General features: G+C 69.7%; 21 protein-coding genes. 15 read left to right on the top strand and 6 right to left on the bottom strand.

Annotated features, from left to right (window positions below; genetic code table 11):
* Window positions 1–12: 12 nt before the first annotated feature.
* Genes BUB75_RS41150 through BUB75_RS41140 form a run of 3 tightly spaced genes read right to left on the bottom strand, consistent with a single transcriptional unit; the run spans window position 13 to window position 3,279 of the window.
* Window positions 13–1,182, bottom strand: a complete 1,170-nt coding sequence (locus BUB75_RS41150) for an acyl-CoA dehydrogenase family protein (RefSeq protein ID WP_073265790.1) — start codon at window positions 1,180–1,182, stop codon at window positions 13–15.
* Window positions 1,179–2,081: a haloalkane dehalogenase gene (locus BUB75_RS41145; RefSeq protein ID WP_073265788.1), complete on the bottom strand. Its 903-nt coding sequence runs from the start codon at window positions 2,079–2,081 to the stop codon at window positions 1,179–1,181. The genes BUB75_RS41150 and BUB75_RS41145 overlap by 4 nt, the downstream gene beginning before the upstream one ends.
* A 13-nt stretch (window positions 2,082–2,094) precedes the next feature.
* Window positions 2,095–3,279 (bottom strand): acyl-CoA dehydrogenase family protein, encoded by a 1,185-nt coding sequence (locus tag BUB75_RS41140; RefSeq protein ID WP_073265786.1) that lies wholly within the window; start codon window positions 3,277–3,279, stop codon window positions 2,095–2,097.
* Window positions 3,280–3,414: 135 nt separating this feature from the next.
* On the opposite strand from BUB75_RS41140, the gene BUB75_RS41135 reads away from it, so the two are divergent.
* Entirely contained in the window at window positions 3,415–3,915 is a 501-nt protein-coding gene (locus BUB75_RS41135; protein ID WP_073265784.1) for a MarR family winged helix-turn-helix transcriptional regulator, read from the top strand.
* A gap of 180 nt (window positions 3,916–4,095) precedes the next feature.
* A complete protein-coding gene (locus tag BUB75_RS41130) occupies window positions 4,096–5,442 on the top strand; it encodes a PQQ-dependent sugar dehydrogenase (RefSeq protein ID WP_073265782.1) in 1,347 nt (448 codons plus the stop codon).
* Between the two features lie 28 nt (window positions 5,443–5,470).
* Here BUB75_RS41130 and BUB75_RS41125 read toward each other — a convergent pair whose 3' ends face one another.
* A complete protein-coding gene (locus tag BUB75_RS41125) occupies window positions 5,471–6,790 on the bottom strand; it encodes a citrate synthase (RefSeq protein ID WP_084742407.1) in 1,320 nt (439 codons plus the stop codon).
* Window positions 6,791–7,040: 250 nt separating this feature from the next.
* On the opposite strand from BUB75_RS41125, the gene BUB75_RS41120 reads away from it, so the two are divergent.
* The 10 genes from BUB75_RS41120 to BUB75_RS41075 all read left to right on the top strand — a co-directional run bounded on the left by BUB75_RS41120 (window position 7,041) and on the right by BUB75_RS41075 (window position 17,621).
* On the top strand, window positions 7,041–9,122 hold the full coding sequence (locus BUB75_RS41120) for a serine/threonine-protein kinase (protein WP_073265780.1): 2,082 nt from the start codon (window positions 7,041–7,043) through the stop codon (window positions 9,120–9,122).
* Window positions 9,123–9,126: 4 nt separating this feature from the next.
* Entirely contained in the window at window positions 9,127–11,319 is a 2,193-nt protein-coding gene (locus BUB75_RS41115) for an outer membrane protein assembly factor BamB family protein (RefSeq protein WP_143175746.1), read from the top strand.
* Between the two features lie 208 nt (window positions 11,320–11,527).
* On the top strand, window positions 11,528–12,451 hold the full coding sequence (locus BUB75_RS41110; RefSeq protein ID WP_073265776.1) for an ABC transporter ATP-binding protein: 924 nt from the start codon (window positions 11,528–11,530) through the stop codon (window positions 12,449–12,451).
* A 1-nt stretch (window position 12,452) separates the two neighbouring features.
* Entirely contained in the window at window positions 12,453–13,193 is a 741-nt protein-coding gene (locus tag BUB75_RS41105; RefSeq protein ID WP_073265774.1) for an ABC transporter permease, read from the top strand.
* Window positions 13,194–13,586: 393 nt separating this feature from the next.
* A complete protein-coding gene (locus BUB75_RS41100) occupies window positions 13,587–14,330 on the top strand; it encodes an ankyrin repeat domain-containing protein (protein WP_073265772.1) in 744 nt (247 codons plus the stop codon).
* A 178-nt stretch (window positions 14,331–14,508) separates the two neighbouring features.
* A complete protein-coding gene (locus BUB75_RS41095; protein ID WP_084742405.1) occupies window positions 14,509–15,030 on the top strand; it encodes a DUF2975 domain-containing protein in 522 nt (173 codons plus the stop codon).
* Window positions 15,030–15,266, top strand: coding sequence for a helix-turn-helix domain-containing protein (locus BUB75_RS41090; protein WP_073265768.1), 237 nt, complete (start codon window positions 15,030–15,032; stop codon window positions 15,264–15,266). Before BUB75_RS41095 ends, BUB75_RS41090 begins: the two co-directional genes overlap by 1 nt.
* Before the next feature lie 142 nt (window positions 15,267–15,408).
* Window positions 15,409–15,789, top strand: coding sequence for a hypothetical protein (locus BUB75_RS41085; RefSeq protein ID WP_073265766.1), 381 nt, complete (start codon window positions 15,409–15,411; stop codon window positions 15,787–15,789).
* Window positions 15,779–17,002, top strand: coding sequence for a sensor histidine kinase (locus BUB75_RS41080; protein ID WP_073265764.1), 1,224 nt, complete (start codon window positions 15,779–15,781; stop codon window positions 17,000–17,002). Before BUB75_RS41085 ends, BUB75_RS41080 begins: the two co-directional genes overlap by 11 nt.
* Window positions 16,995–17,621, top strand: a complete 627-nt coding sequence (locus BUB75_RS41075; RefSeq protein ID WP_143175745.1) for a response regulator — start codon at window positions 16,995–16,997, stop codon at window positions 17,619–17,621. The genes BUB75_RS41080 and BUB75_RS41075 overlap by 8 nt, the downstream gene beginning before the upstream one ends.
* 143 nt (window positions 17,622–17,764) lie before the next feature.
* On the opposite strand, the gene BUB75_RS41070 is transcribed toward BUB75_RS41075, so the two are convergent.
* Window positions 17,765–18,454, bottom strand: coding sequence for a DUF6585 family protein (locus BUB75_RS41070; RefSeq protein ID WP_342761175.1), 690 nt, complete (start codon window positions 18,452–18,454; stop codon window positions 17,765–17,767).
* A 241-nt stretch (window positions 18,455–18,695) separates the two neighbouring features.
* On the opposite strand from BUB75_RS41070, the gene BUB75_RS41065 reads away from it, so the two are divergent.
* The gene (locus tag BUB75_RS41065) at window positions 18,696–19,352 is read left to right on the top strand and encodes a TetR/AcrR family transcriptional regulator (protein WP_073265760.1); all 657 of its coding nucleotides are present in this window, start codon (window positions 18,696–18,698) and stop codon (window positions 19,350–19,352) included.
* Window positions 19,353–19,521: 169 nt separating this feature from the next.
* Here BUB75_RS41065 and BUB75_RS41060 read toward each other — a convergent pair whose 3' ends face one another.
* On the bottom strand, window positions 19,522–20,070 hold the full coding sequence (locus tag BUB75_RS41060) for a hypothetical protein (protein WP_073265758.1): 549 nt from the start codon (window positions 20,068–20,070) through the stop codon (window positions 19,522–19,524).
* 160 nt (window positions 20,071–20,230) lie between these two features.
* Between BUB75_RS41060 and BUB75_RS41055 the strand changes: the two genes are divergently transcribed.
* Window positions 20,231–22,147 (top strand): sensor histidine kinase, encoded by a 1,917-nt coding sequence (locus tag BUB75_RS41055; protein WP_073265756.1) that lies wholly within the window; start codon window positions 20,231–20,233, stop codon window positions 22,145–22,147.
* Window positions 22,135–22,785 carry a response regulator gene (locus tag BUB75_RS41050; RefSeq protein WP_073265754.1) on the top strand — a complete coding sequence of 217 codons (651 nt, stop codon included), beginning with the start codon at window positions 22,135–22,137 and terminating at the stop codon, window positions 22,783–22,785. Before BUB75_RS41055 ends, BUB75_RS41050 begins: the two co-directional genes overlap by 13 nt.
* Window positions 22,786–22,815 lie beyond the last annotated feature (30 nt).

Below are 22,815 nucleotides of genomic sequence, written 5' to 3'. Positions count from 1 at the left end.
GACAGCCTCCGTTCAGAAATAGGTGTTGTCAGGCAGGGTCTCGCCGTTGACCAGCAGGTCACCGATGGCACGGTTCTTGAAGCGCACCGGGTTGTGCGAGACGACCGTGCGGATGTTGCGCCAGTGCCGGTCCAGGTTGGCCGAACGCTTGACCGCCGACGCCCCGCCGACCTCGAAGAGGGCCGTGGCGGCGCGCAGTCCGAGGTCGTGCACGACCACCTGGGTCTGTGAGGCACGCAGCGCGGCCTCGTGCACCGCCTCGTCCGTCGGACTTCCGGGGACGCGGGCCAGCACGTCGGCCGTTTCCAGGACGACGGCGGTGGCCGCCGAGGACAGCGCCGAGATCTCCCCCACGACCTCCTGCAGCACCGGGTCGTCCTTCGGCAGGTCGGCCGAGCCGTGCGTGAAACTGCGCCGGCGCGAGCGGATCAGGGCGACCGCGTCGTCCAGCACCGACCGGACGTTCCCGGCCACGACCGCGTTCAGATAGTGCTGGTAGAACGGTCCGAGGTGCCAGCGCGGAAGGGAGCTGAGATCCTCCGGCGGGAGCGTCACCTCCTCGGCCGGTACGCGGGCGCTCTCGAAACGGGTGGTCCCGGTCGCGGTGAGCGACTGACCGAAGCCGTCCCAGTCGTCCTCGACCGTGATGCCGTCCGTGCTCAACGTCAGCAGGGCCTGCACCGGGACGCCGGTGTCGGTGACGCCGGTGACGAAGGTGTGGTCGGCGAACAGGGTGCCCGTGGAGTAGTACTTGGTGCCGTTGACGACGTAGCTGTCGCCCTCGGGCGTGAACGTCGTCGACTTACCGAAGTCACCAGCGTGCTTGGCGCCCAGCTCGTTGTTGCCATTGCCGAACAGCTCACCGGCAGCCACCCGTGCGATCCAGCGCTCCCGACGTGGAGAGGCAGGCCAGGTCAGGATGTCCTCCACCGTGCCGAAGTGGGCGCGCAGCAGGTGACCGACGTTGGAGTCGGCGTGGCTCAGACGCACCACCAGGTCGAACAGTTCACGCACGCCGGCGCCGCTGCCGCCCTCGGCGACCGGCACCCGGTAGGCCCCCAGCCGGGCCTGCTTGATCCAGTCGATCTGCTCGAAGGGCGCGATGCCCGCTGCCTCGCGGTGGGCCGCCCCCTCGGCGATGCGGGAGATCAGGGCGTCGAGATCGGCGGGCGCGAGGGTCATCGGCCGGCCTCCTGCGCCCGGGCGAGGAGCTCCACCACGGCGTCGGCCAGCTTCTGCGGTTCCTCCTCCTGCACGAAGTGCACAGCGGCACCGCCGGCGTGCACCTCGATGTTCGCGACGTTCTCGCGGATCCAGGCCTCGATGGTGGGCGTGAGGAGGAATCCGGGCTCGTAGGTGAGCAGGGTCTTCGGCACGTCAGCCGACGTCTTCAGCCATTCCTCGCCGCGGGCCAGGAACTGCACGCTCGAGGCGGGGACGCCGTCGATCGGCAGGTTGCGCGGGAAGCGGATGAGGTGGCCGCGCGACTCGGGCGTCGGGAACGGCGCCAGGTAGACGGCCAGATCCTCGGCCGCGAGCGGCTGCAGGAAGGCTCCCGGGAGGACCTGGGTGAGGAAGCCGTTGTCCTCGACCACGAACTTCTCTCCGTCGCCCGGCGTGCGGATGAGCTTCTGGGCGCCGACAAAGGCCTCGGGCAGCGCCGAGGATTCGATGTCGCGAATGACCGGCTCGGCCAGCAGCACCGCGCGCACCCGCTCGGGATGGCGGGCAGCCCAGGAGATCCCGAAGGCCGCGCCGTAGTCCTGCAGCACAAGCGTCACGTCGCGCAGGTCGAGCGCCTCGAACCAGGCATCGAGATAGCGCTCGTGGTCGGCCAGTTCGTAGGCGATGTCGGGGCGGCCGGAGTCGCCGAAGCCGATCAGGTCGGGCGCCAGCAGGCGGCCGCGGCCTTCGAGGAGCTTGAAGACGTGGCGGTACAGGTAGGAGCTCGTCGGGCTTCCGTGCAGGAAGACGATGGGCGAACCCGTCCCCTGCTCGATGTGGTGCAGGTAGGAGTCGAGGACGGGGACGTCGACGCTCTTCGCCTCGGGGCCGAAAGCTGCTGCGGGGATGGTGGTCACGGGTGCTCCAGGCTCAGAAGTAGGTGTTGTCGGGAAGGTCGGAACCGTTGATCACGTGGTCGCCGATGACCCGCGCCTTGATCCGGGTGGAGTTGTGCGAGGCGAGCGTGCGGATGTTGCGCCAGTGCCGGTCGAGATTGGCGCTCGCGCGGGTGGCGGAGGCGCCGCCGACCTCGAACAGCGCGGTCGCGGCGTCGAGAGCCAGCCGCTCGACCGAGATCTTGGCCTCGGCCACCCGGCGGCCGGCCTCCTGCGCGGCGACCCCGTCGAGCTCACCGGCGTGCAGCCGGGCGTCGACGTCGTCGAGCAGCGACGCCGCGTCGAGCACGATCGCACGGGCCGCGTAGGCCTTGCTCGCGATGTCGCCGACCTGCTGCAGCAGTACCGGGTCGTGGCGAGGTAGCTCGGTGGTGCCATGGGTGATACCCCGGCTGCGCCCGCGCAGGAGGGCCTGTGCGTCGTTGCTCGCCGCCTCGAGGTTGCCTACCACCACCGCGGTGAGCCAGAGCTGCAGGAACGCACCGATCGCCAGGCGCGGTGGCGGCTCGGACCCGGCGACGACGACCTCGTCCACCGTGGCGGGGGTGTTCTCGAAGTGGGTGGTGCCACTGCCGCTGGCGCGCTGGCCGAAGCCGTCCCAGTCGTCGACGACCGTGATGCCGGGACGGTCGAGCGGAATCAACGCGCTGGCCGGGACACCGCCGTCCGTGACGCCCCACACCCAGACCCGGTCGGCGTACAACGTGCCGGTGGAGTAGAACTTGGTGCCGGTGATCGTCCACCCGTCCTCGCTCCGGGCGAATACGGTCGAAAGTCCCGCGAAGTCACCCGCGGCCGCACCAGTGGGCTCGGTGATCGCGTTGCCGATGACGCTGCCGCCGGTGATTACCTCGAAGGCACTCTGACTGTTGGGGGTGAACCTGAGCCCCTCGATGTAGGCGAAGTGCGCGCGCAGGGCCTGGGCCACGTTGGAGTCGGCTCGGGCGACGTCGATCAACACTTCGAAGACCTGGCGCAGGCTGACGTCCGCCCCGCTGTGATCGCGGGGCACCCGCAGCGTTAAGAAGCCGGTGCCGCGCAGCCGATCGACCACGTCGCGCGGCCGCCCGGCCGCGGATTCGCGCTCGGCGGAGCCTGCCTCCAACTCGCCCAGCACATCAGCCAGATCCGGCCGTTTCACCTCGGTCTGCTGAGTCACGCCACTTCCCTCCACGCCTCATTTGCACGATGAAAATGAATCTACCAGCATTTTCTATGAACTCAATAGGGTTACTGGGGTAAGCGGCTCGGGCGACCCGGATCGGCGTCCGAGTCATTCGGGCACGATGAGGGCATGGGAACCTCGCCGTCGGTCGACTCCGAGCTCGCCCGCATTCAGGAGTCCATCGCCTGGCTCATCCGGCTCGGCGAGTTCCACCGCTTCCACCGCGGTGAGGCCGGCGGCGGGCCGATGCTCGACCGCACGGCCTTCCTGCTCCTGTCCCGCCTGACCGACGGCACCCCGCTCACCATGGGCGAGATCGCCGAACAGTTCGACATCACGCCGTCCACCGCCACCCGCCGAGTCGCCCTGCTTGCCGACGCCGGACTCGTCCGCCGCGACCGCCATCCCGACGAGCACCGCACCGTGCACATCACCATCACCGACGCCGGCCGCACCCGGGTCGAGGCCGTGCGCCGGGCCCGCGTCGAGACCCTGCGTCAAACCTTCCGCGACTGGTCACCGCAGGAACTGAGCAACCTCGCGTCCACCATCGACCGGCTCACCCAGACCCTCGCCGTAGAGCTCACCCACGACGACGACTTCGCCGAACGTCACCTGCGCCAGAGCTGATGCTCATCCGCACGCCTGTGGTGGAGCGGCGATTGAGCCTTCTGCGGTCGCCGCAGTTGGAGACCCGGTACACGCCACAGGACAACTGCTGGTGGTGACCTCCACCCGACGCCCCCGAGCCGACGGGCGTAGACGCGGGTGCCGGTGCGGACTTGCCGGGCATCGGCTAGACATGCTCCGGTGAAGACCCTTGCGCGTGCGGTCCTGGCGGGCGGTTTGGTGGTGGCGGTGGCCGCCTGTTCCGCCACGGGCGGGGAGGCCACGGACTCCCCGCCGAGAAAGACCGTGCCGCCGACGTCGTCCGCGCTCGCGGACGTACCGGCGCTGGCCGCGACGACCCTGCGCCCGCTCGCCGGCACCGACGAGGCGCCGTTCGACCAGGCCCGCCAACTGCAGGCTCCACCCGGCTGGACAGTCACGGTCTGGGCTCGGGTGCCGAACGCCCGGTTGCTGGCCTGGACTCCGGACCGCCGTCTGCTGGTGTCCCGGCCCAAGTCCGGCGACATCGTCGAGCTAGTCCCGGGTGCGGGCGACGCGGCGCCGACCCAGCGCACGCTGGTCAGCGGGTTGAACCAGCCGCACGGCCTGGCGTTCAGCGGCTCGACGCTCTACGTCGCCGAGAGCAACCAGATCAACGCCTACACCTACCGGGCCGGAGCGCTGTCTGGTCAGCGGGTGGTCGCCGATGGGCTGCCCGACGCGAAGAGCCGTGATCTGCGCGGCGCCTACGCCCACGCGCTGAAGAGCGTCACGGTCGGCAAGGACGGCGCGATCTACTTCTCGATCGGCTCGACCGGCAACATCTCGGCCGAGGACCGGGACGCCGATCCGGAGCGAGCCGCGATTCTCCGGGTGCCACCGGGCGGCGGGGAACCGGCGGTCTTCGCCCGTGGCGTCCGCAACGGCACCGGGCTGGCCGTCGACCCCGACGGCGGCGTCTGGACCGCAGTCAACAACCGGGACAACGTCGCTTACCCGCACGAGGGCGCGGACCAGGGCGACGTCCTGCAGGACTACGTCAACGACCACCCGCTCGAACCGTTGGCGCTGCTCACCCAGGGACGCGAACTCGGCTGGCCGTACTGCAACCCTGATCCGGACCTGCATCCGGGCGAGAAGGACTCGCCCTTGAGCTACACGCAGCGGCCGTTCGTACGGGACGTCGAGACCAACGCCGACGGAGAGAAGCTCGACTGCGCGGCGCTACCTCCGGTCGAGCAGGGCATGGGCGCGCACTCCGCGCCGCTGGGGCTGAGCTTCACCGCCGACCTGCCCGACGGCTACGGGCCCGGGGCGCTGGTCGGCGTCCACGGCTCGTGGAACCGCCACCCGCCCCGGCCGCCGGAGGTGTCGTTCTTCGCGTGGCGGGGCGGCACCCTCGGTCCGCAGCAGACGCTGCTGACCGGTTTCCAGGAGTCGGACGGCTCCCGCTGGGGACGGCCGGTCATGGCCGTCCAGGGCCCCGACCGTGCCCTCTACGTCAGCGACGACTTCGCAGGCGCCGTCTACCGCGTCACCCCGCGCTGACGCGAACGCAGGTCGGCGCCGGCGACGATCAACGCTTGTCGATCGCCCGGTAGTCGCGCGCACCGGCGCCGGTGTACACCTGCCGCGGGCGGCCGATCTTCGTGGCCGGGTCCGCCATCATCTCGCGCCACTGCGCAATCCAGCCGGGCAGCCGCCCGAGCGCGAAGAGCACGGTGAACATCCGGGTGGGGAAGCCCATCGCCTTATAGATCAGCCCGGTGTAGAAGTCCACGTTCGGGTAGAGCTTGCGCTCGACGAAGTACTCGTCGGAGAGCGCGATCTCCTCCAGCTGCAACGCGATGTCCAGCAGCGGGTCCGGGCGCTCCATCCGGTCGATGACCTCCCGCGCCGCCTGCTTGACGATCGTCGCGCGCGGGTCGTAGTTGCGGTACACCCGGTGACCGAAGCCCATCAGACGCGTGCCGGCCGTCCGGTCCTTGACCGTGCGGACGAACGCCGAGACGTCCCCGCCGCTCTCCTGGATCCGGCCCAGCATCGTGAGCACCGCCTCGTTGGCGCCACCGTGCAACGGACCGAACAGCGCGTTGACCCCGGCCGACACCGACGCGAAGAGGTTCGCCTGGCTCGACCCGACCAGCCGGACCGTCGACGTGGAGCAGTTCTGCTCGTGGTCGGCGTGCAGGACGAACAGCATGTCCAGCACGCGCGCGTGGACGGGGTCGACCTCGTACGGCGTCGTCGGCAGGCCGAACGTCATCCGCAGGAAGTTTTCGACATAGGACAGCGAGTTGTCCGGGTAGAGCGTCGGGTGCCCGATCGAGTTCTTGTACGAGTGGGCCGCGATCGTGGGGAGCTTCGCGAGCAGCCGCACGGTCGAGATCTCGACCTGCGCGGTGTCGAACGGGTCGAGGCTGTCCTGGTAGAAGGTCGAGAGGGCACTCACACCGGAGGACAGCACCGCCATCGGGTGCGCGTCGCGGGGGAAGCCGTCGAAGAAGCGGCGCATCTCCTCGCGGAGGAGCGTGTGTTCCTTGATCCGGTCGACGAAGTCGCCCAGCTCCGCCTCGCTCGGCAGCTCGCCATAGATCAGCAGGTACGCGACCTCGAGGAACGAGGACCGCTCGGCGAGCTGGTCGATGGGGTACCCGCGGTACCGCAGGATGCCGGCCTCGCCGTCGATGTACGTGATGGCCGAGGTGCAGGACGCCGTATTCACGAAACCGGTGTCGAGCGTGACCTTGCCCGTGCGGCCGAGGAGGGACGCGATTTCGAGCCCGTCGGCGCCTTCGGTGGCCTCCCGAACCGGGAGCGGAAGGCTGTCGTCGCCGAACCGGAGACTGAAATCCTCCGCCTCGTTGACCCGCTGGGGCTGCACTGCTCCGGTCATGGGTCCCTCTCCCGGCTGATCGCTCCCGCGGGATCACCGCGGTGGGTTCGGAGATGGCTCGTCGCCGGTGCAGGCGGAGTCATCTTGGAAGCAGCCTCGCAGCTCGTGGCGGAGCGTGCCACGAGCGGTCCCGACAATGTGATTCTCGCCGCCGACCCTGGACAGACGCACCAATGCCTGCGCCGGTTGCTTCGTCTGGCACCCCTGTGCTGTGCTCCGCGCGCCACCGTTGACCAGCCAGGGAGTACGGGTGGAACCGCTGCAGTCCACCGATCCGCTTCGGATCGGCGCCTTCCGGGTGGCTGCGCGGCTCGGCGCTGGTGGGATGGGCCGCGTGTACCTGGCGTACTCGTCGGCGGGGCGACGGGTCGCGGTGAAGGTGATCCACGCCCGCTTCGCGGCCGACCCTGAGTTCCGAGCCCGCTTCCGGCGCGAGGTCACGACGGCGCGCGCGGTCGGCGGTGCGTTCACCGCGCCGATTCTCGACGCGGATCCGGACGCCACGAACCCGTGGCTGGCCACCGAGTACGTCGTAGGCCCTTCGTTGCACGCCGCGGTTGCCCAGCACGGCCCGTTGAACGTGGACGCGGTATTCACGCTCGGCGCGGGGCTGGCGGAGGCAGTGGCAGCGATCCATCGCGCCGGCGTGGTCCACCGCGACCTGAAGCCCGCCAACGTGCTGCTCGGAGCGGATGGCCCCCGGGTGATCGACTTCGGCATCGCGCACCCGGTCGGCGCGACCCGCCTGACCGAAGCGGGTGCGGTGATCGGCTCCCCCGGTTTCATGGCTCCGGAGCAGTTGCGCGGGGTGGCCGATCCGGCGACCGACGTCTTTGCCCTCGGCGCCGTTCTGGTCTACGCGGCGACCGGCGAGAACCCGTTCGGCCGGGCGGCGGTTCCGGTCCTGCTCTACCGGCTGACCAACGAGGAACCCCAGCTGGGCGACGTCCCCGACCCGTCGCTGCGCGACCTCCTCGGTCGCTGCCTGCTCCGGGATCCGGCGGCACGCCCGACGACGGAGACGGTTCTCGACGCGCTCGCCGCGCGGAACGGGGCAGCCAAACCGGCGGGCACCAGCTGGTTACCGAATGCGGTGGCCGCCGACATCACGCGGATTCTGCACGAGCTGCCGGCGGAGCGGCCTCCCCTGACCCGGCGACGGGTACTAGTCGGCGCCGCTCTCGGCGGAGTCACGGTCGTCGTCGGCGGGGGGATCGCCGCCGCCACGCTGCTCACCGACGACGAGGCCGAACCGACGGCGGCCCCGGCGACGTCCGTGGCGCCGGCGAGCACACCGAGCCCGACCCCGGCCGTGACCCGGGTCGGGCGGCAGCGCTGGCGGACGAAGGTCGGCGACTACACCTCCTCCGGTCCTGCGACCGGCTCGGGCCGGGTGTACGTCGGTACGCCGCAACTCCTCCACGCACTCGACGCCCGCACCGGCAAGCGACGATGGACGACGCCGGGCGACGGCGAGTTCCGCGGTGTGACGCTGGTGGGCGACCACGCGATCTACGCCAGCAACGCGGACGGCTACCTCTACGCGGTGGACCCGGCCTCCGGCGCTCGGCGCTGGCGGCGACGGGTGGGCGGTATCGCGCCGTCCGCGCCGGTCGTCGTCGAAGGTGTGGTGTACGTGATCGGACTCGCGACCGGCCAGGACAGTGAGGGCGAAGGCCGCACCGGCGACGTCGTGGCGGTCGACGCGGGAACCGGGTCTCCGCACTGGACCCGCACGCTCACCACGCGAAAAGCGACGATTCACGTCACCGGCGGCACCGTCCTGGTCGCCGGAACGGATGCCCTGCACGCGCTCGACGCCGCCGGCGGAGCGACGCGCTGGCGCCGCCCGCTGGCCGAGCCGACCCCCGCGGTGTCGGTCGACCGCACCGTCTTCTGCGGCGACCAGCAGGGCGCCGTGCACGCGATCGATCTCCGTACCGGCGCCATCCTGTGGACGACGCCCGCGAGCCCGGACGGCCTGCGCACGCAGCCGTGGGCCGATCCCGACGGCGCCCGGGTCTTCGTGTGCGACGAGCACGGCAACCTGATCATGGTCGACCTGGCGCGCAGGGCGGCCGGGTGGACGTTCGCGGCCGGAGCGTCGAATCCGCCGAAGGGCGCCGCCGGAAGCGTCGTCGTCGCGGGCAATCACTCCGTCTACGCGGTGGCCGCAGCGTCCGGGCAACCGCAGTGGAGGTTCGACGTCGACGGCTACGTCAACGACATGGCACGTCCCGCGGTCACCACCGACACCGTGTACCTGGGCGACACCGACGGGGACTTCTACGCACTCGACCTCGCCGGTGGCAGCTCACCGGCGCCGGGGTGAGCCCGTGGAGCCGCTTCTCCCCGACGACCCGGACCGGATCGGTCCCCACCAACTGCTCGCGCGCTTGGGCGCGGGCGGGATGGGCCAGGTCTACCTCGCGCGCTCCCGCGGTGGTCGGCCGGTCGCGGTCAAGGTGATCCACGAGAATCTGGCAGCCGACGAGGGGTTCCGCGCCCGGTTCGGGCGGGAGGTCGCGGCGGCGCGCCGGGTCGACGGAGTGTTCACCGCGCCGCTCGTCGATGCCGACGCCGAGGCCTCGGTGCCCTGGCTGGCCACGGCGTACCTGCCCGCTCTCTCGCTCACCGACGCGGTGGCCACGCACGGCCCGCTGCCGGTCCCCGCCGCGCGGGCGCTTGGTGCCGCGCTCGCCGAAGCGCTCGACGCGATTCACCGGGCCGGCGTGGTCCACCGTGACCTGAAGCCCCCGAACGTCCTGCTCACCGCGGTAGGCCCACGGGTGATCGACTTCGGCATCGCCCGCGCGGCCGACTTCTCGACGCTGACCGGCACCGGCGTCATCATCGGCACCCCCGGCTACCTGGCCCCCGAGCAGATCACCGGTGCCGACACCGGGCCCGCGGTCGACGTCTTCGCCCTCGGTGCGCTCCTGGTGTACACGCTGACCGGAGTCGGGCCGTTCGGCGGCGGCAACAGTCACGAGCTGCTGTTGCGGACCGTCACCGAGGAACCGTGCCTGGATGGCGTCGTCGACGCCGATCTTCGCGCTCGGCTGGCCGCTTGCCTCGACAAGGCGCCCGACCGCCGTCCGGTCCCGGCCGACCTCCTGGCCGCCTGGTCGGTGGACGCGCCGACGCTCGACGACACCCGGTGGCTGCCGACGCCGATCGCGGACGAGATCGGCCGGGCCGTTGCGATGCTGCCCGGGTTGACGGCGGCGCCCTGGCGCGTGCCGGTGCCCGCTTCCCCGACGCTCGTGGAGACCGGACAGCGGTCCCGGCGGCTGTCCCGGCGTGCGCTCGTGGCCGGTGGGCTCGGCGCGGTCGTGCTCGCCGCCGGCGGCGCGACCTTTGGCATCTGGTGGGCGGGTCGCTCGTCCGGGCCGGTGCGATGGCGGATCGAATCCGACGTCGGACCGAGTTGGCCGGGGCCGTGGCTGGCCGGCGGGCTCCTGCTCGCCCCGACCGACAACGATCAGCTGCAGGGCATCGATCCGGCGACCGGACGTCGACGCTGGTCAGGCGGTGCCCCCGTGAGCACCGGCTCGGTGGTGACCGCCGCGGGCGGCGTCGGGATCGCCTACGCCGGCGGCTCGGATCCGGTCATCACCGGGTTCGAGCTGGCCACCGGCGCGCGGCGCTGGGAGCAGCCGATCGCTCCGCTGGGGACGTACCCGCCTGCTCCCCCTTTCGTGGCGGGCCGCATCGTCCTGGCCGGTCACGAGGAAGGCGGCGACGCTGCCGTCTACGGACTCGACCCCCGCACCGGTACGCCCGCCTGGCGTACTCCGCTCGCTTCGTCGGACGCTCAGGGGGTCTCGATGGCCGGGAGCTGGGTGTACGCGGCCGACGACGAGGGATACGTCTACGGCATCGACGCCGCGGCAGGCGTCCTCCGATGGCGGGTCCGGCTCGGCGACGCCCCCACTACGCCGGCCGGTATGCCGATCGCGGCCGGCGGGCGGGTCTACGTGGCGGGCGGGGCCGGCCAGCTGTTCGCGCTCGACGGCCGAACCGGGAGCGAGGTGTGGGCGCAAGTCCTGGGCGGCGTGGCGGGCGCCCCGATGGTCGTCGGCGACCGGATCTACCTGCCCGGTGTGGCCGACAAGCTGGTCGCGGTGAACGCGAAGGACGGCGCCACCCTCTGGAAGTCTTCGGTCGGTTCCGGATACCTGGTGGTCGGCGGACAGGTCGCCTGCGTCCGCTCCTGGTCGGGAGAGGCCGAGTCGGGAGGGTTGTTGACCGGAATCTCGCTCGACGACGGACGGACGCTGTGGCATCGGGAGGTCGAGGCCTACCAGAACGAGCAGCCGGTCTACGCCGGCGACCTGTTCCACTTCGCGCGCACCGATGGGGTGGTGTCGCTCCGACCGGCCACCGGCGCGGTGGTTCGGACCGTCGGCGAGGACGACGGCGTGAAGCTCGCCGGTGGGATGCTGACCGACGGTACCGCCCTGTACCTGCACTGCGACCCGATCACGACGGCTGGCGATTCGTTGTGCTCACTGACGCTCCCCTAGCGATCATCGGTCCCGGCCCCGCCCGGCTGGACGTCCGCGGCGGCACTCACAGGATCACCGCGACGCGCGGCTAGCGACATCACTCGACCCGCACAAGCAGAGGCGAGTGTCCCGCGCATCTGCCGATCGGCAGATACGCACGGCTCCTCCCTGCCGAGATGCTGAATGCGTCGCCGCAGCCGGTAGCAGAGGAGGGCAGGCCTAAGCCATGCCGATCATCAAAGTGCAAGGCTTACGCAAGGTCTACGGCTCCAAGACAGTGGTCGACGACGTGTCATTCACTGTGGAGGAAGGCGAGATCTTCGGAATCCTTGGTCCCAACGGCGCAGGCAAGACCACCGCGGTGGAGTGCATCGAGGGACTGCGCGTGCCGGAGGCGGGGATGATCCGGGTGGCCGGGCTCGATCCGATCCGGCAGCACGACGACGTCACCCGGATTCTCGGCGTGCAGCTCCAGGAGAGCGAGCTGCAGGCCAAGCTCACGGTCCGTGAGGCGCTGCGGCTCTACAGCGCGCTCTACCCGAACCCGATCGACTGGCGAAGCCTGGTCGACCGGATGGGCCTCGGTGAGCTGCTCGAGCAGCGGTTCGGCAAGCTCTCCGGCGGCCAGAAGCAGCGGCTGTTCGTCGCTCTGAGCCTGGTCGGGTCGCCGAAGATCGTGGTCTTCGACGAGCTGACCACCGCGCTGGACCCCCGTGCCCGGCGGGAGACCTGGAAGCTCGTCGAGGACATCCGCAACGCCGGCACCACGGTGCTGCTGGTCACCCACTTCATGGAGGAGGCGGAGCACCTCTGTGACCGCCTCGCCGTCTTCGACCGCGGCAAGATCGTGGCGTTGGACACCCCGGCCGGCCTGATCAGCCGCTCGGAGAGCCCGATCGTCATCTCGTTCCGTCCCCAGGAACCGGTGGCGGACAACGAGCTTCGCGATCTGCCCGGTGCGTCCTTGGTGAGCACCGAGGGCGCGCGGGTCGTCATCAACGGCAATGACGCCACCGTCGAGGCGGTGAACTCGCTGATCGCTCGCAAACGCATCCGCGCGACGGAACTCCGCATCGTCGACGCCACGCTGGACGACGCATTCCTCAACATCACCGGCAAAGCCGACGACGCGACGCACGGAGGATCGTGACATGTCCGCCGCTACAGCTGTGCTGAGCACCGAGACCAAGCTGTTCACCCGCGAGCCGGGCACGCTGTTCTGGATTCTTGTCTTCCCGTCGCTGCTGCTCGTCGGCTTCGGTCTGATCCCCCAGTACCGGCAAGCCAGCTCCGACCTCGGCGGGTACCGGATCATCGACTTCTACGTACCGAGCGTCGTGCTGGTCGCTCTGATCACGGCGAGCCTGCAAAGCATGCCGGCGGCGATCGTCAACTACCGCGAGCGAGGCATCCTGCGACGGATGCGCACCACGCCTGCCCGTCCCGCGCACCTGCTGATTGCCCAGATCGCCCTGAACGCGTCGGCCGCAATCGTGTCCGCGATCCTCTGCGTGGCGGTCGGCTTCCTGCTCTACGACGTCGCATTGCCGAAGCAGCCGCTCGCCTACGTCGTCACCCTGCTCACCACCGCGGTGGCCGGGCTGGCGATCGGTTCGGTCATCACGGCCATGGCGCGGACGTTGAAGGCGGCGACCGCCATCGGGCTCGCGACGTTCTTCCCGGCGATGTTCACGGCAGGCATCTACGTACCGCTGCACGCGCTACCGGAGGGGCTGCGAGGAACGCTGGAGCTCACCCCGTTCGGCGCCGCGGCGCAGGCGCTGAGCCAGGCCGCGGCGGGCGACTGGCCCGACCTGAAGCACTTCGTCGTCCTCAGCGTGTGGGCGGCCATCATGATGGCGATCGCCGCGCGTTGGTTCCGCTGGGAGTGACAGCGTGTCGGTCAGCGGGCACCCGTACCTCTGGCGTCGGCGCCGGTTCGCCACGAACCCCGACGACTTCCGAGGGCTGGACGATCTCCTCACCGTCGTCGCGGTACTCGCCCAACCACCGGCGACCACTAGGCCCACCGATGACCGCCACGGACAAGACGCGGACGACTGCGGTCCACCCGGTCCGTCATAGCTGAGTTCGGGCAGCTCAGCCTGCGCGCACGGCAAGCTGGCTGAAGGCGAACTGGTCGTGGCCGGGCTCCCCGACGGTGCGTTCCGCGGCGCTGGCTTGATGACGGCCGGGCGAGCCGGACTGAATCAGGCTCGACCACTTGGCTGATGCGCAACCTGGTGTCTCTAAAGTTCGAGGCTCCCTGACCGGAGGAGCGCGGGTTGGACGTGCAGGAGTTCTTTGACGGAGCGTCGAACCCACGGGAGTGGATCGGCACCACGCGTTCAGGGTCTGTCAACGACTGGGTCGTTCAAGCACGAACCCAGCTGGCCGACGCCGCCAAGCAGGCCGATTGGGGCACGGTATTTACCGTGCTGGACGAACACCCCGCGTTCGTCAACGCTTTCCGGTTGGACGGCCGGAGCTGGTACACGCCCCTGCATCAGGCGGCTTACGCTGGGGCTCCTCGGGAGGTCATCGATCGGCTAATCGCTGTCGGCGCCTGGCGCGGACTCCGCACCAACAAGGGCGAGCGGCCGGTCGACGTTGCCGTCCGTCGAGGACACGCGCGCTTGAGCGATCTGTTGGACCCACCAGACGTTCTGAATATTTCGGACGAAACTCTCCACGTCCTTCAGCGGCGCCTGCACGAGGTGATCTGGGGCATCGCACAGCAGTTGGTGGCCGAGAACTCGTTGCGGTTGCCAGAGCTCGGCGTGATGCGGGAGATGGAGAATCCGCACCTCTGGTTCGCGGTCCCGGGCATGATGGGTGGTTTTCATCTGAAGCTGTTGCAAGTCGGCCGCGAGGCGCAGTTGTACGCACAGAGCGGCAGCCGAATGGATTTCGGCCCGGGGCGGATGCACGTCATCACGACCAGTTCAACAGTGGAGGACGGTTCGTGGGGCAAGGACTCGCCCGGGCCGGTAATCCTCGACTACGTTGGGCCAGCGTTCGACGACTGAACCAACTCCGGCCCCGGCGCACCCTCTTCACTTCCTCGCGGGCCGCGGCATCAAGCGACAGACCGCCAACTATGACGACCGCGGCACTCTGGCGCCGGGGCATGAGTCCCAGCCGTCGGTTGACAAACACGGGCACCATATCGACTATCGATGCATCGGTAATCGATAAGGAGCCCTGATGGCGCCTCGAGAATCCCTCCCCCGGACGGACTGGCTACGCCAGCTGCACGGGTTACTCCTCACCGGCGTGGTACTCAGTGGCCTTCTCGGCGTTCTGAGCATGAGCGCGATACTGATCGGTCAGCCGATCGAGACCAGTGCGCCCTCCGGCGCGGTGCTTGTCTCGGACGCGTTGGTCGGGGCGGACGCTGGCGTCACCGCCGACGGCGCTATCGACTTGCGGATCCTGCTCTCCCGGCTGGTCGGCGCGGCTCACCGCGCCGACCCGTTCACCAGCGCCACCGTCCGCCGTCTGCGGACTCTCGGCTGGCTGCTGGTCGCCGGTGGCCCCGCCGCGTCAATGATCGAGTTCGCGGCTCGATTCGCCCTCAGTGGCACGGCCACGACCGGAGGCGCCAGCGCGGACCTCGACCTCAGTACACCTGCACTGTGGTTCGTCGCCGGCGTCGGACTACTCGCGACCAGCGAGGTAATCCGTCGTGGGCAGGCGATGCGCGCTGAGCTCGACACGGTGGTGTGATGCCGCCCGAGGACGAGCATCGCGTCGACGTCCACATCGACAAGTTCCTGGCCGAGCGTGGGCTGACGCTCACCGAGCTCGCCAGCCGGGTCGGCATCACCCTCGCCAACCTCTCGATCCTCAAGAACGGACGAGCCCGCGCGGTGCGTTTCAGCACCCTTACCGCGATCTGCGACGTCCTTCAGTGCCAACCCGGGGACCTCTTCACCGTCCGGCCATCGAGGCCTGCGGAGTAGACGGCCGGGAGCTATCGGCTGGTTTCCCACGTACCTGTCCCAGCGAGATGTCCCACAAGGTCGGGACAACTGCCCCCGGCGGGGCGAGTCAGGTCGCTTCTAGCGTCGAAATCCTCGACAACCGGTACCCGGAGGATTTCGAATGAGCATCATGGCCCGCACCACCGCGCTGAAGATCGCCGCCGTTCTGTCCGTGCTGGTGGCGGTCATCGGCATCACGATGTTCGACCTGCCCAACCTGGTGCGTGGGGCGGACGGGAGCGAGGACCCGTTCGCGCTCGTCCTCGGGAGCTTCACGTCCGACATCCTGGCCCTCGTCGCGGCCTACGGCGCCTGGCGCGCGCAGAAGTGGGGCGCGGTTCTGTTGATCGTCGTCAACGCGTTCTGGATTGTGCAGGCGGTCGGTTCACTGCTGTTCGACTCGACCGGCTCGGAGCTGGCCTTCGCGTCGGTGATGCTGGTGCACCACGTCGTCGTCATGACCCTGTGTTTGTGGCGGGAACGGGTCGTCAGTGCGGTCTGAACGGACCCGCGCCGATCGCAGGCTCTACCAGCTGCTCTTCCCGCTGCTGATGCTCTGGTATGTGTTCGTCGTCGCCGGGGTGGTCGCGGTGCTGGCCACCTGGGGGTCCCGCCCGCTCAGCTCGGTGGGTGAGATCCCTTGGTGGTCGCACGCGATCGCGACGGTGGTCGTGGTGGCGACCTGGGCACCGGTGTCGGCCCAAATCGAACGGGGGGTGCACCAGCTCGCGTTCGGGCAGCGGGACAACACCTACGACGTCGCCGGCCGGGTCTACCGGCAGTTGCAGTCCGACCCGCGACCCGACGAACTGCTGCCCTCGGTCGCGGCACTTCTGGCCGACACCCTCGCGCTCCCCTACGTGGAGATCGAGGCCGAGGGCAGTGTCGTCACCACGCACGGTGCGGTGCCGGACGGCGCGGCGGTCGTCACGATCCCGCTCACCTATTACCACCTGACCCTCGGCACGCTCCGGGTGAGCGGACGCCGGCGCCGCGACTCGCTGTCCGCGGCCGACGTCCGCCTGCTCGAGGACTTGGCGCGTCATGTCGCGATCACGCTGCACGCCGCCGGTCTCACCGCGGCGGTGCAGCACTCCCGGGAGCAGCTCGTGACCGCACGCGAGGAGGAACGCCTCCGCATCCGCCGTGACCTGCACGACGGACTCGGACCGACGCTCGCCTCGCTGGGGCTGCAGCTCGGCGTCCTGCAGCGCACGCTCCGTGCCGACCCGGCGGCGGCCGAGACCCTCGCCGCCGAGCTACGCGGCGACGTCCGCCAGGCGACCGCGGAGATCCGCCGCCTCGTGTACGAGCTGCGGCCCCCGATGCTCGACGAGTTCGGCCTGGTCGACGCGCTGCGCAACCTCAACCCGACCGACGGGCCTCCGCGTTCGGTCTCGGTACCGGATCCGCTTCCCACCCTTCCCGCCGCGGTCGAAGTGGCGATCTACCGGATCGCGGCGGAGTCGCTGCACAACGCGGCCAGGCACGCCGGCGCCACCCGCTGCGCGATCGAGCTGACCGTCTCGGACGACGAAGTGACGTTCACCGTCACCGACGACGGGTGCGGCCTGCCGGAGAACTATCTCGCCGGCGTCGGTCACCGCTCGATGCGCGAACGCAGCACGGAGCTGGGTGGGACGATCGACATCGGCCCGGCGCCCGGCGGCGGCACCCGGGTCGCCGTCACCTTCCCGATGAGGACGCATGGCTGAACCGATCACCGTCGTGCTCGCCGACGATCACCCGATGTTCCGCAAGGGCCTGCGCGCGTTGCTGGGGACGATGCCCGGCATCGAGGTCGTCGGTGAAGCCACGAACGGGAATGAAGCCATCGCGCTCGTGGAGCGGCTCCGTCCACGTCTGGTCCTGCTGGACCTGCAGATGCCCGGCGGCGACGGCCTTTCGGCCATCCGCCGGTTGTCCGGCAGCGCTCACATTCTGGTAGTGACGATGTTCGAGGACGACGACTCGGTGTTCGCGGCTCTCCGCGCGGGGGCCCGGGGCTACGTACTCAAAGACACTGAGGACGACGAGATGGCGCGCGCCATTCGTGCGGTCGCCAACGGTGAGGCGATCTACAGCCCCGCGATCGCGACCCGAATGATGGCGTTTTTCGCTGGTCGTCCCGCTGACCCGTTTCCCGCGCTGACCGCGAGTGAGCGCAACGTGCTGGAGCTCATGGCGCGTGGACTCTCCAACGATGCCATCGGGACGCGGCTGAGCCTGAGCCCGAAAACGGTGCGGAACTACGTCAGCAATGTTTTCGGAAAGCTCCACGTGGCCAGTCGAGCGGAGGCGATCGTGCGGGCTCGCGACGCGGGAATCGGCTGAGGCGTGTTCGGAAGTGGGTGCGCCGCTGTGAGGTCAAGGCAGCCTCCACGGTCGGTCCGGACGAATTCGCGGCCTACGACGGCTCGCGGACCCACTTGTCGACGATTTCGTCGACGTGCCGATTCTCCGAGCCACGCTGTCCCTTACGACCGCTCGGAGGCTGCCTGTCTCGCTTCGAGAACGTTGAGGAGGAGTGTCATTCGCGGAATGTCGGCGACGGTGCAGCGGTAGAACGCGCGGCCGTCGGCTGCGTACGGGACGGTAAGGGTGCCCTTCGCGACGATAGGTGCCGCCATCTGCGCCCACGCGATCTCGCGCGTCCGGTAGCGCAGTCCCGCGGAGGTGACTCGAAGTCGGGCGGTGGTCAACGTGGTGCGGCCGAAGGTGAGCGTCTGCCCGGCCCGCAACTCGTCGAGAGCGGCAGCCAGCGCGGCCTTGCCGAGGATGCCGCACACGCGGTGGCCCAGCGCGGCGTAGGCCAGTGCCTCGGCTGGGCCGTTGCGTGCGTGGGAACCCTCTAATTGGGCTTTGGCGCCGTCGCTGCGGACGAACGTGAAACTGAAATCGGTGCGTAGATACGCGCCGTACCTCATGAGGTCGGCTACCCGAGACTCCCATGTGGTGACGTCGTTCCACCGGAAGGCAGCCGGCTCTTTCCCCCAGTTGTGTCGGACCAGCCCGCCATCGAACCGGTGGATTCGGTTCGGTCGATCCTTGAAGAGGCTCCCGTGCGTGGCGAACGACTCCCGTAACGCGCCCAGGCCCAGCTGCGCGGCCAGCAGCCTGGTGGGTTCGGTCAGCTCTACCCAAGGGCTGTCCCGCGGATACAGCATGAGGTCCACAATGATCGCCTCTGCTCTCTCTCACCGTGTTCACCGCGAGTCTGGCCATGGTCGCGCGGTCCCTTGTGGGTGGCGCTCTCCTACCGACGATAGCTTCTAGGAACAACGACGTACACAAAGATCCGAGATGGAGCCGAACCGGCAGTCCACCCGGGCCCCGCGCCGCTGCCGCCGGGCGCCAACTACTCCCGCTCCGTTTTCGAAAGCCGGGTCGCTGGGTAGATTCCCGCAGATGAGCTCCGGTGATGTTCCGATCCTTCCCCGCGGACACCACCACCTCAGCCGCGAGGAAGTCAGCGCCGCGCAACGTGCCCGCCTGCTCACCGCCATCGTCGACGTCGTCGCCGAGCACGGGTACGCCGGCACGAGCGTCGGGGCGGTCCTCAAGCGGGCCCGCATCTCCCGCGAGACGTTCTACCAGCACTTCACCGACAAACAGGACTGTTTCTTGGCCGCGTTCGACGACGCGGCGAACCTGCTGATCGCCGTGATCGCCGACGCCCTCGGCCCACCGGAAGACCCGGTGCTGACTCGACTGGACCGGGTGCTGGCCACCTATCTCGGGGTGTTGTCGGAGGCGCCGACATTAGCTCGGGTGTTCCTGATCGAGGTGTACGGTGCCGGGCCCGCCGCCGTGGCGCGCCGGCTCGCCGTGCAGGATCGGTTCGCCGTGGCCATCGCCGACGTCATTCTCCACGGCCAACGGTGGCGCGGCGGACTGGATCCGCAGTTCCTCGGCCGCGCTGTCATCGGTGCGGTCAGCGCGCTTGTCACCGCACATCTGGCCGCCGACGAACCCGCCGAACTGCCCGGCCTGCGCGGACAACTCGTAGCCTTCATCGACGCGCTCCTCGACGATCAGGCGTCGGACGGTCCGGACCACGACTGACCCGGGTCCGTCCGCGAGGCCCGTCGGTACACGTCATCTAGTGTTCGGCGCGGGCAGCCGCATCGAGATGCAGAGCTGCGGCTGGCCAATTCTCCACGTTCTCCGGGACGCGCCAACGAACGCGCGCCGGTCGCGGGAGCGGCCGGCGCGCGGTGTCGGGCGTCGATATCTAACGCAGTTCTGCCTCGACTCTGGGCGAGTCGGTTTCGACCGACGATTTGGGAGGCAGCACCCCGACAGCGGCCAGGGCCCACAGGACGTCCCAGCCGGCGATCGCCCAGAGGGCCGCCGGGGCTGGCGGCCCTCCGCTGCCGATCAGCACCGGGGTCAGCACCGCAAAGACGTAGATCCCGAGGGCCAGGGGCGTGAACCGGTGCGGTGCGGGCCGGTCCCAGCGGCGGGCGATGCCGATCCCGGCGACGATCATTCCGATGCCGGTAGCCATTGGCCCGACGCCGAACAGCACGTTGGCCAGATCGGGGTTGACCGTCCAGACGACCTCGGCGAGGGCGAGCATCCCCTGTCCGATCGCGGCGGCACCGAGCCCGGCCCGGACGACGAGGCTGCGGTCGGCTGTACCGGCGAGCGCCACGACGACGAGCAGTTCTCCGATATGGAGCACCGTTTGGGCGAGCCAGCCGAACGAGAGGTTTCTCTGGGTGACGGCGCAGAACGTGGTGTACACGACGCCGAGCGAGGTGATGACCAAGGCGGTCATGGCTGTGGTCCGTAGTGGATTCATCGCGGGCTCCCGAGAGTCGGATGTGTTCCACCACGGTGCGGCCGCCGCCCCGGACCGGGCATCCGCGCGCGTACGCGTTCGCGAACAGGTGCAGGCACGGTTGTTCCGGCCACCGCGCCGTCGTCACGATTCGAGGATGCGACGGACGGGCCTGCGAGACCTCCCAGCGGCGTTCTTGGCCCTCACCTGTCTGATCGCGGTTGCCTCGGTGCCGATTTCGGTGGGCCGCGAAGAGACGTTCGACGCCCTGCTGTACCCGGTGAACGCCGTCGCGCTCGGCCTGGCCGGTGCGCTGGTCGTGACCTATCGCCGGTCCAATCCCATCGGCTGGGTGCTGTGCGCGATGGGCTTCGACGCCGCCTTCGTGGAGTTCGCCGAAGGGTACGGGTACCACCCCGCCTGGCCGGCGGCAGCGACCAGTGAGTGGCTGGCGCACTGGACGAACCATCTGGGTATCGGATGCACCGCGATCCTCGTGATCCTGTTTCCCACCGGGCGTGAGCTGAGCCGGTTCCGTAAGGCCGGTGTATGGGCCGGCGCGATGGGCGCTGGGCTGTCCGCGTTCGGGTCGGCGTTCAGCCACGCCTCGGATCCCTCGTTCGTGGTGGGCGTGAATCCGCACGCGATCGACGGGCTCGAGCCGGCCTTCGTCGTCGGGCAGGCGTTGTTCCTCGTCTGCCTGCTGTCGGCGATCGGGTCGGTGGTGGTCCGGTTCCGGTGGTCGGCCGGAGTCGAGCGCCAGCAGCTGAAGTGGATCGCGTACGCACTGGCGCTGCAGGCGGTGGCCGGCACATTCGCGACGTTCTACTTCCACGACAGCTGGCTGGTGCGGCTGGCGATCGCGCTCGTGGTCCCGCTGCTTCCGATCTCGATCTGCGTCGCGATCCTGCGTTACCGGCTCTACGACATCGACCTGATCATCAACCGCACGGTCGTCTATGGTGCGCTGACCGTGTTGCTGACCCTCGCGTATCTCGGGGCGGTGCTGGTCCTGGGAGCGGTGCTCGGTGGGAGTCGATCTCCGTGGGCGACGGCCGGTGCGACCCTGACCGTCGCGGTCGCTTTCCGACCGCTCCGCGGTCGCGTTCAAGACCTCGTGGATCGACGCTTCCGGCGCGCGCGTTTCGAGGCGCTGGCCCGCGTAGATACTTTCTTGGACGACTTGCGGACGGGACGCGCCGAACCCGAAGCCCTCGAACAGCTGCTCCGCGACGTTACGGCGCAACCGGGGCTGGAGCTGCGCTATCTACCGCCCCGTGCGGCGGCGCCGGTGGGTCGCCGGGACACCGAACTGCTCGTCGAGCGTGCAAGCGTCCCGCTGGCGATCGTCGAGCACGCGGGCGCCGCCGACGGGACCGAACGGCTGCTCGGTGAGGCGGTTGCCCGCGCAGGGCTCGCGATCGAGATCGCGCGTCTGCGAGCGGAGGTGAGTCACCAGCTCGCGGAGGTCGAAGCGTCCCGGACCCGGATCGTCGCGGCCGGCTACGCCGAGCGGCGACGCCTCGAGCAGGACCTGCACGACGGGGCACAGCAGCGGATCGTCAGCGTGGGGCTCGCGCTGCGCAACACCCAGTTCGGGCTGGGCGACTCGCCGGTGGCTCGGGCGATCGACGCCGCTGTCAACGAACTCACCGTCGCCATCGCCGAGCTGCGCGAGCTGGCCAACGGCATCCGCCCGGCCCTGCTGGATGAGGGACTCGGGGTGGCGCTCCGCGAACTGGCCGGACGGACGCCGCTGGCGGTCACGGTGCGCGCCGGGCCGGAGCGGTATCCCGCCGACGTCGAGGCGACCGCGTACTTCGTCGCCTGCGAGACGTTGACCAACGCGGTGAAGCACGCCGACGCGACCCGCGTCGACCTCTCCGCGGAGCACGCGGACGGGCAGCTGATTCTGACGGTCCGGGACGACGGCACCGGAGGCGCACGTCCGTCCGACGGGACCGGGCTGCGCGGCCTCGCCGACCGGGTCGCGGCCCAGGGAGGACGGCTGCGGGTGGAGAGCGAGCCGGGCGCCGGCACGAGCGTGATCGCGAGGCTGCCATGCGTCTCCTGATTGCCGAGGACCAACTGTTGCTGCGCGAGGGTCTGGTGCGTCTGTTCCAGGATCGCGGGCACGAGGTCGTCGCCGCCTTCGGCGACGCCGAGCGGGTACTGCCGACGATCGAGGACGAGCATCCGGACCTGGTCCTTCTCGACGTCAAAATGCCACCGACCTACACCGACGAGGGGACGCGCACCGCGCTGGCGATCAAGCGAACGTCGCCGGAGGTCGGCGTGCTGGTGCTCTCCGGGCACATCGACCGGACGCACACGGCGGACCTGGTTGGCCTCGGCGGATTCGGCTACCTCCTCAAAGATCGGGTGCTGAACGTCCGGGAGTTCGTCGCCGCGGCCACGCGGGTGGCCGAGGGCGGTTCGGCGCTGGACCCAGAGGTGGTCGGCGCCCTGATGACGGCACGCGCCGACGCCGACCCGCTGGCGAGCCTATCCACGCGGGAACGGGAGGTCCTGGGACTGATGGCCGAGGGACTGAACAATCCGGCGATCGCGCGGCGGCTGACGGTGAGTGAACGCACGGTGGAGGGCCATGTCCGGCACGTGATGCTCAAGCTGGACCTGGCCGAGTCCGAGGACGGCCACCGCCGCGTCCTCGCGGTTCTCGCGTATCTGCGGAGTGGTTCCTGCGCCTGAATCTCAAGCGTGCGGGATCCAGGCGAAGTC

This window comes from Cryptosporangium aurantiacum (assembly GCF_900143005.1).
Lineage (GTDB): Bacteria > Actinomycetota > Actinomycetes > Mycobacteriales > Cryptosporangiaceae > Cryptosporangium > Cryptosporangium aurantiacum.
Note: the sequence above shows the minus strand (reverse complement) of the source record. Positions and strands in the feature narration are given on the sequence as shown.

Bases quoted from the DNA above. Each gene is read 5' to 3' on its own strand.
- BUB75_RS41150 (WP_073265790.1), bottom strand. From the start codon at position 1,182: ATGACCCTCGCGCCCGCCGATCTCGACGCCCTGATCTCCCGCATCGCC.
- BUB75_RS41135 (WP_073265784.1), top strand. From the start codon at position 3,415: ATGGGAACCTCGCCGTCGGTCGACTCCGAGCTCGCCCGCATTCAGGAG.
- BUB75_RS41125 (WP_084742407.1), bottom strand. From the start codon at position 6,790: ATGACCGGAGCAGTGCAGCCCCAGCGGGTCAACGAGGCGGAGGATTTC.
- BUB75_RS41110 (WP_073265776.1), top strand. From the start codon at position 11,528: ATGCCGATCATCAAAGTGCAAGGCTTACGCAAGGTCTACGGCTCCAAG.
- BUB75_RS41105 (WP_073265774.1), top strand. From the start codon at position 12,453: ATGTCCGCCGCTACAGCTGTGCTGAGCACCGAGACCAAGCTGTTCACC.
- BUB75_RS41095 (WP_084742405.1), top strand. From the start codon at position 14,509: ATGGCGCCTCGAGAATCCCTCCCCCGGACGGACTGGCTACGCCAGCTG.
- BUB75_RS41090 (WP_073265768.1), top strand. From the start codon at position 15,030: ATGCCGCCCGAGGACGAGCATCGCGTCGACGTCCACATCGACAAGTTC.
- BUB75_RS41085 (WP_073265766.1), top strand. From the start codon at position 15,409: ATGAGCATCATGGCCCGCACCACCGCGCTGAAGATCGCCGCCGTTCTG.
- BUB75_RS41075 (WP_143175745.1), top strand. From the start codon at position 16,995: ATGGCTGAACCGATCACCGTCGTGCTCGCCGACGATCACCCGATGTTC.
- BUB75_RS41070 (WP_342761175.1), bottom strand. From the start codon at position 18,454: ATGCTGTATCCGCGGGACAGCCCTTGGGTAGAGCTGACCGAACCCACC.
- BUB75_RS41065 (WP_073265760.1), top strand. From the start codon at position 18,696: ATGAGCTCCGGTGATGTTCCGATCCTTCCCCGCGGACACCACCACCTC.
- BUB75_RS41060 (WP_073265758.1), bottom strand. From the start codon at position 20,070: ATGACCGCCTTGGTCATCACCTCGCTCGGCGTCGTGTACACCACGTTC.
- BUB75_RS41055 (WP_073265756.1), top strand. From the start codon at position 20,231: ATGCGACGGACGGGCCTGCGAGACCTCCCAGCGGCGTTCTTGGCCCTC.
- BUB75_RS41050 (WP_073265754.1), top strand. From the start codon at position 22,135: ATGCGTCTCCTGATTGCCGAGGACCAACTGTTGCTGCGCGAGGGTCTG.